General features: G+C 31.4%; 11 protein-coding genes. 2 read left to right on the top strand and 9 right to left on the bottom strand.

Going from position 1 to position 11617, the window contains the following annotated elements:
- Positions 1–86: 86 nt before the first annotated feature.
- Together B2741_RS07770 and B2741_RS07765 are read left to right on the top strand one after the other, a co-directional pair.
- Entirely contained in the window at positions 87–719 is a 633-nt protein-coding gene (locus tag B2741_RS07770) for a hypothetical protein (RefSeq protein ID WP_133608942.1), read from the top strand.
- Positions 720–726: 7 nt separating this feature from the next.
- A complete protein-coding gene (locus tag B2741_RS07765) occupies positions 727–2595 on the top strand; it encodes a hypothetical protein (protein WP_291137222.1) in 1869 nt (622 codons plus the stop codon).
- Positions 2596–2648: 53 nt separating this feature from the next.
- Here the strand turns inward: B2741_RS07765 and B2741_RS07760 are convergent, their stop codons facing one another.
- From B2741_RS07760 to hemA, 9 genes are read right to left on the bottom strand one after another with little or no spacing between them, the layout of a single operon-like run.
- Positions 2649–3587 (bottom strand): DUF4421 family protein, encoded by a 939-nt coding sequence (locus tag B2741_RS07760; protein ID WP_291137219.1) that lies wholly within the window; start codon positions 3585–3587, stop codon positions 2649–2651.
- Entirely contained in the window at positions 3578–4480 is a 903-nt protein-coding gene (gene hemF, locus B2741_RS07755) for an oxygen-dependent coproporphyrinogen oxidase (protein WP_291137216.1), read from the bottom strand. The genes B2741_RS07760 and hemF overlap by 10 nt, the downstream gene beginning before the upstream one ends.
- Complete coding sequence (locus tag B2741_RS07750) at positions 4470–5006, bottom strand: GNAT family N-acetyltransferase (RefSeq protein ID WP_291137213.1); 537 nt, start codon at positions 5004–5006, stop codon at positions 4470–4472. The genes hemF and B2741_RS07750 overlap by 11 nt, the downstream gene beginning before the upstream one ends.
- Before the next feature lie 13 nt (positions 5007–5019).
- Positions 5020–6045, bottom strand: a complete 1026-nt coding sequence (gene hemE, locus B2741_RS07745; RefSeq protein ID WP_291137210.1) for a uroporphyrinogen decarboxylase — start codon at positions 6043–6045, stop codon at positions 5020–5022.
- 51 nt (positions 6046–6096) lie between these two features.
- Positions 6097–6750 (bottom strand): uroporphyrinogen-III synthase, encoded by a 654-nt coding sequence (locus B2741_RS07740; protein ID WP_291137207.1) that lies wholly within the window; start codon positions 6748–6750, stop codon positions 6097–6099.
- A gap of 2 nt (positions 6751–6752) precedes the next feature.
- Complete coding sequence (locus tag B2741_RS07735; RefSeq protein ID WP_291137204.1) at positions 6753–7460, bottom strand: potassium channel family protein; 708 nt, start codon at positions 7458–7460, stop codon at positions 6753–6755.
- Positions 7461–7470: 10 nt separating this feature from the next.
- On the bottom strand, positions 7471–9213 hold the full coding sequence (locus B2741_RS07730) for a TrkH family potassium uptake protein (protein ID WP_291137202.1): 1743 nt from the start codon (positions 9211–9213) through the stop codon (positions 7471–7473).
- A gap of 12 nt (positions 9214–9225) precedes the next feature.
- Entirely contained in the window at positions 9226–10146 is a 921-nt protein-coding gene (gene hemC / locus B2741_RS07725; protein WP_291137892.1) for a hydroxymethylbilane synthase, read from the bottom strand.
- Positions 10143–11399, bottom strand: coding sequence for a glutamyl-tRNA reductase (hemA, locus tag B2741_RS07720; protein ID WP_291137199.1), 1257 nt, complete (start codon positions 11397–11399; stop codon positions 10143–10145). Before hemA ends, hemC begins: the two co-directional genes overlap by 4 nt.
- Positions 11400–11617 lie beyond the last annotated feature (218 nt).

Here is an 11617-nt window from a genome sequence, read left to right as displayed (position 1 = left end):
ATTAATGCGTAAAGTTACTAATTTTTCATCTATTTCTTTCTTTTGCAAAAGACATAAATCTGTAAAAATATTCTTAATTTTGCAGCATGAAGAAGCTAATTATTCTTAGCATTTGTTTGCTACTAACCAGTTGTTTCGAAATAACTGAAAAAATCAAACACAATAGTGATCAAAGTGGTGACTATAGTTTGGTTGTAGATTTTTCGAGTTCATGGTTTAAAACAAAATCGGCTATAATGTTAGAAGAAGTTGATGGGGTAAGCATTCCAAATGAAGAAGATATTAAATCTAAGTTAGCACAATTTAGAGCTGAAGCTTCAAAAATTAAAGGTATTTCAAAAATTTCTACCTCATACGATTTTAATACCTATATTTTTAAAATCAATTTTTCATACAATTCTTTAGAAACGTTGAATGCTGTTTTAAATGCAATAGATAAAAAAAATACTTTAGTTCATTTTAAAAACAATAATGGCAAATTTGAGCGAATCGCTTCTTATCCGTTACCTAAAAATTTAATAAAGAACGAAGACAAAAAAGAAGATTTACTGAAAGCAAATATAGTTGCCGTTTATACTTTTGATAAAGATGTGGCAATGGTACAAAATGCGAATAGTAAACTTTCAAAATCGAAAAAAACAGTGTTTTTAAAACAGAATATATGGAATGTTTTAAACAACAATAAGCTGATGAATAATTCCATAAGTTTCAATCCTTAATTCAATTATGAAAAAGATTTTTTATTTCTTATTCTTGTTTCCAGTATTAGTGTTTAGTCAAGAAAAACTGGAAAAGTATGATTATTTTGTGCAATTCAACACACCACAATTTGCTAAAAAAGTAAACATTGATAGTTTGTTTAATCACAAAGTTTTTAAAAGTGTAAACCAAGCTGATTCCGATTTTAAATTAAACGATTTTATTTCGTTCATAGATAAATCTAAACCCGTAACCATTCATGGAAATTTTACCGATAGCATAGCGTATTATCAAATGACATTTCCATTAAAAGATGGAAAAGGTTGGAATACTTTTATCCAAAATAAAGTCAATAAAAATAACTCAAACTCAACTGATTCTATTAAAGAAGTTATTAAAACGCATTCAAAATACACTGTTTATTCGCCTAAAAAAGATGATTTTTCTATGGCATGGAATGAAGGTAACTTCATTATTTACGGACTTGTTGAAACCAATAATAATTTTACTAACGCAGATTTTTCAGACGCTATGTTGGTAGCCGATAGTGCTGCAGTTGTAGTAGATGAAGAGTATTATGAAGACCCTCCAGTAGAAGTGATTGAAATTGAAGAAGTTGCTCCAATAGAGGAAATTGTTGAAAAAAGAATTGGAGTTGAAGAAGCTATTTCTGAAGATGAAAATATCGAAGTGGTAGAAGCTGTTGAAGATGAAGAGTATAAAAAATGGATTGCCTCTTTTGAAAAAGAGCAAGCAGAACAACGAATCCAAAAACAAGAAAAGCAAGAGGAACAGATAGCTCTTTTATTTGAACATGGATTTGTAACACCAACTTCAACTAAAGTAAGTACCAATGCAGATATTGCTTCATGGATTAATTATGAAGCAGTTTATGGCAAAATGAGTTCGTTTTATTATTTGTTAGGTTCTATCAATTCAAACAACGGCATAAATAATTCCAATAATTCAATTAAAGGAATGAATGTTGATTTCTATTTTGAAAACAACAAAGCTAGAATGGAACAAAAAGTGGAATATTCAGAATCTCTTGCCAATGTAATGCAAAAAGTAGTTGCCAGAAAACCGAATAAAAACATTTATAATTATTTTCCAAAGCAAGAACCTTTAGCGTATTTTTCCTATCACTCAAGTACAGAAGAATTACTTAAAAACTATCCAGAAATTATGGAGCAGCTTTTAAGTAATATGCCAATTGACAAACAAGATACAGAAATAATAACAGATTTAATTTCAACAATTGTTGATGAAGAAGCCACAGCAACTCTTTTTGATGGCGATATTTCTATGTTTTTACATGCCATGGAATCTTATGAAAGTACCTTTATGTCGAGAACTTATGATGAAAATTACGAAGAAGTAGAAGAAGAAAAAACCATCACTAAAACCCGACCAATTTTCACCATGATTATGACTTCTACACATCCAAAAATGGGAGATAAACTATTGAATTTAGGTGTTAGAAAAAATCTTTTGCAAAAAGGAGATGGTTATTATTTAGTAAATCAATCAGAAGATTTAGGAGATATGGTTATACTTAAAAAAGGGGATGTTATGGTGTTTACTAATGGATTAAATTATTTGAATAACGGTTCAAAATCTGACTTTACTAAAAAAGTAAAGAAAGATTTATCGAAGAATTATTTTTATGGAAATTTTGAAATGCAACGTTTTTTCAAAGCGTATTTATTGAACCAAGATTTAGGAAGTGATACGGCAAAAATGATACGTTTTGGAAATCAGTTTAAAAATATGGAGTTCAAAGCGTCAAATAAGATAAACAATCATATTATGAAATTAGAAATGGAAATCAATTCTAATTTTTCAAATGAAAATATTGTACTTCAGACTCTGGACTTAATCGATTTTTTTAATTAAATAATATTTTATTATAAAAAAAGCACTATTTCATTTTTGACTTAGTGCTTTTTTTATAATTTCATTTTTTTATTTACTTTATCGTAAACTTCTTTTATTTTTTTAGGCGGATTAAATCGATAACCAAGTGTAAATTTGAAGGTTGAAAAATTATCATTTAATCTGATTTTTGCATCTGTATCTTGAACAAAATCAGTAAAATTCAAATTGATAAAACTAAAAAATGAATCCACATTATAACCAATTTTGAAACTACCCGTTACTTCATATAATGAGGAAACGTCTCCATCTACATCATTAAATCCAAAGCCAGGAGAAAGTCCAATAGAAACCAAAAACTTTTCTTTAATAACTAAATTATAAAAATAGGAAGCCGAAAACGTTGCTAAATAAACATCACTATGTTCGCCGCCACTTCCATCGTTGAGATCAAAATTGGTATAATAAAAACTAAAATTAGGAATAAAGCTTCCTGCGCTTTTGGTTTGCCATTCTTTTTGATTGGCAATGGTTTTAAACGAAAATTTATCATTAAAAACATAAGAAGTTGTTCCGCCAATTTTTGTGGTTCTTAATCGTGGTAGAAAAACGGTTACATCATCTTCTACATAAAATCCTTTTTGATTAATGAATGTAATGGATTGCATCCATTTTTTATGATAAAAACGTGAACTAATAGTAAATAATTTGGAACCCGAATTATCTTTGTTTTCTTCAAAGAACTTTGGCGAAAAACCATAACTAATATCAATAAATTTATAGCTAAGATTAGCACCAATTTGGGCTTTTCGGTTGGGAATTAAACTCAAATGTTTGTTTTCGCCACCAGAATCAAACAGAAATTCAAAACTGTTAGAAGTATCTATAAAATATAAACTACTGGTTACTTTTTCGTCATAAGATTTAAAAAAAGGAGTGGACAAAGAATCGTTTTGAGCCACTCCTAAAATAGTTCCTAAGCAAAAAAATATGTAGCTTAATTTTATATCCATTCAACTGGTTTTGCTAATACTTTTAGTAATTTTTCTTCTTCACTTCCTGCTTCAGGATGATGGTCATAAACCCATTGTACATGTGGTGGTAAACTCATCAAAATACTTTCTATTCTTCCGTTGGTTTTTAGCCCGAAAAGTGTGCCTTTATCATGAACCAAATTGAATTCCACATAACGACCACGACGAATTTCTTGCCATGTGCGTTGTGCATCCGTATAAGGTAAATCTTTTCTTTTTTCCACAATTGGAACATACGCTTGTAAGAAAGAATTTCCAACTTCTGACACGAAATTGAACCAATCTTCCATCGACATTTGTTCGGTTGCTTTTAAATAATCGAAAAACAAACCGCCAATTCCACGTGCTTCAAATCGATGTGCGTTCCAAAAGTATTCGTCGCATTTCTTTTTATAGTTCGGATAAAATTCAGTATTATGTTTATCACAAGCATTTTTACAGGTTTGATGAAAATGTTTGGCATCTTCTTCAAATAAATAGTAAGGTGTTAAATCTTGTCCACCACCAAACCATTGGTTGATAATATTGCCTTTGTCGTCATACATTTCAAAATAACGCCAATTCGCATGAACCGTTGGCACCATCGGATTTTTAGGATGAATCACCAAACTCAATCCGCAAGCGAAAAAATCCGCTTCTCCAACACCAAACATTTTTTGCATGGTATCAGGCAATTTCCCATGAACGGCTGAGATATTCACACCGCCTTTTTCTAAAACATTTCCGTTTTCAATAACACGTGTGCGACCGCCACCGCCTTCTGGTCGTTCCCAAATGTCTTCGCGAAATTTGGTGCCGCCATCAATGTCTTCTAATCCTTTACAGATTTGATCTTGCAGGTTTTGTATGTAGGTGTAGAATTTATTTTTCATGTTCTAATTCATATAATTCCATATCCAATGGAGTTTCATTTGGAGGTGTGTATTCATTTAAAAGTGTTCTTTTCCATTCGAAACCACATTTTTCGGCAACTTTACAACTTCCAATATTTGTTTTATGAGCAATAATTTGAAATTTATTGAATCCTAAAACTTCAAAACCGTATTTTGTGGTTAGAGCAATAGCTTTTGACATCCAACCTTTGTTTTCGTATTCTGAACTAATACAATAGGCAAATTCTCCTTGTTTGGTATCCCAATTTATTTCTTTGATGATAATCAAACCAGCAATTTTTGAATTTGAAATATCTTTAATTCCAAATGTAAATTCAGATTTTAAAGCGTTTTCTTTTCTTTTTTCCTCAATATACTTTAAACTATCATCAAAGGATTGATTTTTTGATAATGTAATTGGAAAGTAACGTTTAAAGTTATCAAAATTAAAAACCATCATTTCAGATAAACTTTTTGCGTCATCTGCTTGTAAAGTGATTATATAAAATGAATCGGTTGCAATCATTAGTTATAAAAAACTACTTCTTATACTCCTTCACTGCTTCAATAAACGCCTTAGCATGATCAACAGGAATATTTGGTAAGATACCGTGACCTAAGTTGACGATGTATTTGTCTTTTCCAAATTCGTCAATCATTTGATGTACCATTTTTTTGATGGTTGGAATTGGAGAAAGCAGTCGACTTGGGTCAAAATTTCCTTGTAAGGTAATGTCACCACCTGTTAAATAACGCGCGTTTCTTGGCGAACATGTCCAATCTACTCCTAAAGCTGATGCTTTTGATTTTGCCATGTCGTTCAAAGCAAACCAACATCCTTTTCCAAATACGATAACTTCGGTTTCTTCAGCTAAAGCTTCTACAATTTGGTTGATGTATTGCCATGAAAATTCTTGATAATCTACCGGAGAAAGCATTCCTCCCCAAGAGTCAAAAATTTGAATCGCATTACAACCTGCTTTTACTTTTTCTTTTAAGTATAAAATTGTGGTATCGGTAATTTTTTGCAATAATAAGTGTGCCGCAACTGGATTTGAAAAACAAAATCCTTTTGCCGTATCAAAACTTTTAGAACCTTTTCCTTCAACAGCATAACAAAAAATCGTCCATGGCGAACCAGCAAAACCAATTAATGGAACTTCGTCGTTCAACATTTCTTTGGTTAATTTTACTGCGTCCATCACATAACCTAAAGTTTCGTGAATATTCGGGACAAAAACCTGATTCACTTGTTCGGCTGTACGAATTGGATTTGGAATTATCGGACCTAAATTATCTTTTAATTCTACGTGAATTCCCATAGCTCTTGGCACTACCAAAATATCCGAAAATAAAATTGCTGCATCTGGTTTTACAATACGAATGGGTTGTACCGTGATTTCAGCAGCTAATTCTGGAGTTTCGCATCGGGTGAAAAAATCATATTTGTCTCGTAAAGCTCTAAATTCTGGTAAATATCTTCCTGCTTGACGCATCATCCAAACTGGCGGACGTTCAACAGTTTCTCCTTTTAATGCTCTTAAAAATAAATCGTTTTTTAACATGGTTTTTGTTTTTCAGACCTGACAGGTTTCGAAAACCTGTCAGGTCTTATTTTATTTATAATATTTTATTACTTCGGTAATTACATTTTCAACGGTGGGTTGCGATGCAATTACTATGTTTTTTGTTCTATTTTCTAATGCTTTTGAAGTGGTAGTTCCAATACAAAAACACATTTTATTTTCTAATGAATTCATTTCTAAAAAACTATTCACACCTGACGGACTAAAAAATAAAACGCCATCAAATGGTTTTTTTATTTGGTGGGGTTTCAGTTTGGTTTCATATACGACAAATTCGTTGTATGCGATTTTATTTTGCTGAAAATAATTTGGAATCGTATTTCTTCTGATATTTCCGCAAAAGAAGGTAAACGAACTGCTTTTGTATTTCGAATCGATTATTTGAATCAAATCTTCGGCATAATCAGCACTTTCTAAAACGGTGAATCCTTTTTTTTTGAGAAAATTTTTGGTTTTACTTCCCACACACAAACAAGAAATGGTATGAACGTTTTTTACATCCGATTTTAAAACACTTTTTACCGCTTTTTTACTCGTAAAAACTAAGTAATCATTTAGTTGAGGTGTTTCAAATGAAATGGATTTGGTTTGAATAAAATTTTTTTCTACAAGTTCCATTTTAGCATCAGAAAACTTCTTTTTTAATGTTTTTGAAAGTTTTTTTGTAGAGAGAATTCGGTTCATTTTTAGCTTCTAATTTGATGTTCTTCTTGTCCTAAACAATAGGTTTCAATGTCTTTATTGTATCCGTAAACTACCAAAATATCATTTTCTAGGACAACAGTATCTGGAGCTGGACGACCGATAGATTCTTTTATGATTGATTTTTTACCAATTAAATTACGTTTTTCTCTTTTGCGAATAATTGTAATTAGTGTTAAATGATATTTATCGATTGAGTCTAATTCAGCTAATGTTTTTCCGTAAAATTCTGGTTTTGCTTTTACTTCCGAAATCGTAAAATTATCATCTAATTGATAGTTTTCTAAAGTTGATTTGAAGTTGATTTGCTTGGTTAATCTATCTGCCGATTCTTGCTCTGGGTGAATAATACTATAAATTCCCATTGCTTCTAAAACCGTGTCGTGAATTGGAGACAAAGCTCTACTGATAATTTTTACATCACTCAGTTTTTTAATAATTGCAGTTGTAATTATAGCAGCACCTTCATTTTCACCAATCGCAACAACGACTTTATCGGCATCTTTTAATGGCAAAGCTTCATACGATAATTCGTTTGTTGAGTCTAAGGCAACTGCATGTGAAATTTTATCTTTGATAAGATTAATTTTTTCGATGTTTTTATCTACACCAATTACTTCGTTTCCTGTTTCAGTTAAGCTGATGGCAAGCGACATTCCGAAGTTTCCTAAACCAAATACTATAATTTTCATTTTTGGTAGATTAGTTAATTAATATATTTTCTTTTGGATATTCGTAGAATTGATGATTCAATCTTCGTAATAATCCAACCATTAAGTTGAGCATTCCGATACGGCCAATAAACATACAGGCGATTAATACATATTTACTTGGTTCGGTAACTGTAGGAGTATAATTTAAGCTTAATCCTACTGTACTGTATGCTGAAAAACATTCAAAAGCAACGGTTAATAAAGGCGTTCCTTTTGGTTCAAAAATCAACATTGCTACAATTGAAATTCCTATTGTTATTAAGGAGATACACAAAATAGCAAAAGCACGAGAAGTAGATTCCGAAGAAATTCTTCTGCCAAACAATTGAATTCTGCTTTTTCCACTGGCAACAGCAAAAATATTTAAAGTTGCTAATGCAAACGTACTCGTTTTGATACCACCCGCAGTAGAAGCTGGAGAACCACCAATCCACATTAAAAAGATAATGAACAACAAAGAAGGAACGTTCATTTTAGTAAAATCTACCGCATTAAACCCTGCAGTTCTTGGTGTTACCGAATTAAAAGAAGCGGCTGTAATTTTCCCAAAAATACTATTGTGCTCTAGTAAGGTGTTGTTGTATTCTGAAATAAATAGGAAAATAAAACCACCGATTAATAATACTAAAGTAGTGTAAATTACAATTTGAGTATTTAAAGTGATGATTCGAACTTTTTTATGAATAATAGTTTTGTCAAAAAGTTCTACCACATGAGTTTTAATTTTTTGATAAAAATTAAATACAATGTTATGTCCCAAACCGCCTAATACAATCAATGTCATAATAATCCATTGCAGAAAATAATCAAAACGAATAGCTTCATCATATAATCCAGCTGATAAAATAGAAAAACCAGCATTACAAAATGCCGAAATGGAGTGGAATATTGAAAAGAAAAATTTATTATCAATTGTATTGTTGTCAATAATAGATGAATATACAAAAATGGCACCAACTGCTTCTACGGCTAAAGTGAAAATAACAACATTTAGTGCCGCTCTAAAAACATCTCTCATGCCGTCGTGTGCAATAAAATCTTTAGTATTTAATCCCTCTTTAAATGAAGAACTCCCTCTAAAAAAGAAAGCAAAGAATGAGGTAAAAGTCAAAATTCCGATTCCACCTAACTGGATTAAAACTAAAATAATTGATTGTCCTACAACAGTGAAAGCTGTAGAAGTATCAACAACAGCTAAACCAGTAACACAAACAGCACTTGTTGAAGTAAAAAGTGCGTTGGTAAAAGTAATTCCGTTTGTGGTTGCACTTGGGAGCATTAATAAAAACCCTCCTGTTAAAGCTAAAATCATAAAACTTCCAACAAATACAATTGCCGGATTAAAATAGATATCATAAATATGACGTACCAAAACCAAAAGTCTAAGCAAGAAATAAAATATAAGCCCACCTTCTAAAAGAGGTTTTACTTTTTGAAGAATATAGTCAGTAGAGAAGTCAATATTTAAAATAGAAATTACAAAACAGGCTATCATAATTCCTGTTAGTAAAATCATATTAGCTAATGCTACTTTTTTATTGCTTTTATATTTGTAGGTAAAAAACTTAAAAGCATTAAAAGCTAATAATCCTATCGACAATAAAATTAATCCTATTACATGTGGTGAATTGTAGTTTTCTTCGAAGTCATATCCAAAGTCAAATACAATAAAAAGTAATACGATGATATCAAAAAAGCGATACAAATAATTGAGTAATGATTCTTTCTCCATTTTGGAATAAAATTACTTTTTTAAATCACGACGAATGCTTTCCATTAAAGTTGTTCCGCCGTTGTTTAAAATTTCTTCGGCACAATTTTTTCCGAAGTTTATATAAGAATCAAAAGTACAACTTTTTTTGATTGTGTGTTTTTCTTTTCCGTCTAAAGAGAACAAAACCCCTTCAAAATCAATTTTGTCTGAGGTAAATGTTGCCAAAGCGCCAATTGGAGCCGTACAACCACCTTCTAATGTTTTTAAGAATTCACGTTCAATGTGCGTGCAAATCTCTGTTTCAGAGTGATTTAATTTAGCTAAAGCTTCTTTACAGAAACCATCATTTTCCATTGCCACCACAACCATTGCGCCTTGCGCTGGTGCCGGAACCATCCAATCTAAATCGATATAATTTTCTGGTTTTAAGTTAATGCGTTCTAAACCAGCTGCTGCAAAAACAGCTCCGCTCCAATCGCTATCATGAAGTTTTTGCATACGCGTATTTACATTTCCACGTAAATCCACTACACTATGATTCGGATATTTATTCAACCATTGCGCTTGTCTGCGTAAGCTTCCAGTAGCGATAGTTCCGTTTGAATTTAAAAAATCTAAATTGCCTTTGTGAACTAAAATATCTAATGTGTTAGCGCGTTCTAAAACTGCTGCTTGCACAATTCCTATAGGTAAAGTGGTTGGCACATCTTTCATAGAATGCACTGCAATATCTACTTGACCATTTAACATGGCAATATCTAAAGTTTTGGTAAAAATTCCAGTGATTCCTAATTCGTAAAGTGGTTTGTCAAGAATGATATCTCCTTGCGATTTAACTGCTGTAATTTCGGTTTTATAACCTAAATCATTTAGTTTTTTTTGTACTGTGTGTGCTTGCCAAAGGGCCAATTCGCTATCACGAGTTCCTATTCGGATTGTTTTGCTCATTATTTTGCAACTGTTTCTAATTGGAAAATCTTTTCAATCCATTCAATACTTTCATCCACCATTGTTTCATCATCTTTTAAATGATTGGCAAAATGATTGGTGATTTTTTGAATAATTCTAGCTGTAATTAATTCGGCTTGTTCTTCGTCAAAATTAGCTAGTTTTTTTCGTTGAAAGTTTAATTCTCCTTCTTTAATTGTATTCAGTTTTGCTTTTAAAGCATGTATGGTAGGGGCGAATTTACGTTGTTTGGTCCAAGCAATAAATTCGTCTTTAATTTCGTCAATAATAGCTTCAGCTGCAGGAATATGTTTTTTTCTGTTTTCTAAAGTTTCATCTGTAATTTGCGAAAGTTCATCCATGTGAACTAAAGTAACACCTTCAATGTCTTTTACATTTTCGTTCACGTTTTTCGGAATCGATAAATCCAAAATTAATAAAGGTTTTTTCAGATTTAAAATAGCTTTATCAACTGTAGGATTTTGAGCGCCAGTTGCCACAACTACCACATCTGCTTTTTGAAGTTCTAACTGCAAATCAGCATAATCTTTCACAATAACATCTAGTTTTCTGGCTAATTTTTCAGCTTTTTCTTTAGTTCTATTTATTAATGTGATTTGCTCGTGTTTCGTGTGTTTTACTAAGTTTTCGCAAGTATTTCTCCCAATTTTTCCTGTTCCAAAAAGCAAAATATTCTTAGAAGCAATATCTTCTATATTTTTAAAAATGTATTGTACCGATGCAAAAGATACTGATGTAGCACCAGATGAAATTTCTGTTTCGTTTTTGATTTTTTTACTTGCTTGAATAACTGCATTCACCAATCTTTCTAGGAAAGCATTTGCCAATTCAAGTTCTTTACTTTTTACGAATGCATTTTTTAATTGACTGATGATTTCAAAGTCGCCTAAAATTTGACTATCTAAACCTGTTCCAACACGAAACATGTGTGAAATAGCTTCATTGTTTTTATACACAAAAGCAACTTTTTGAAAATCTTCAACGGTTCCTTGGCTGTTTTCGCAAAGTAATTTGATTAATTGAAATGGATGTTGTGCAAAACCATAAATTTCGGTACGGTTGCAAGTAGAAGTTACAATTAGGTTGTCAATACCTTCTGCTTTGGCTTGAAGTAATAAGCGGGTTTTAGCCTGTTCATCCAAGCTAAATTTGCCTCTCATTTCAGCATCAGCTTTCTTGTAACTTAAGCCTATGGCGTAGAAAGTTGGATGCTTTGCGAATGTATTGTTTTCCATAATATGTACTCTTTCCTAAAAGTTTAACAAAAATATATTTTACCTTTTTATAAAAACAACGCTCAAAGGACTTTTTGTGTCGCTTAAAGATATTTTAAGCTAATATTATCTTTTCACTATTATTTCTATTAAATTTGTAATGTCTTCAAGGGCTAACAATTGCTTTATATAGAACAATTCTAAATAAGCATATTTGATATCCACAACAGCATATACGA

Origin of the sequence: Flavobacterium sp. UBA7663 (genome assembly GCF_002483315.1) — a bacterium.
In the GTDB taxonomy this organism is placed as follows: Bacteria; Bacteroidota; Bacteroidia; order Flavobacteriales; family Flavobacteriaceae; genus Flavobacterium.
The sequence above is the reverse complement of the archived record's forward strand: the minus strand, read 5'-3'. Positions and strand labels throughout refer to the sequence as shown.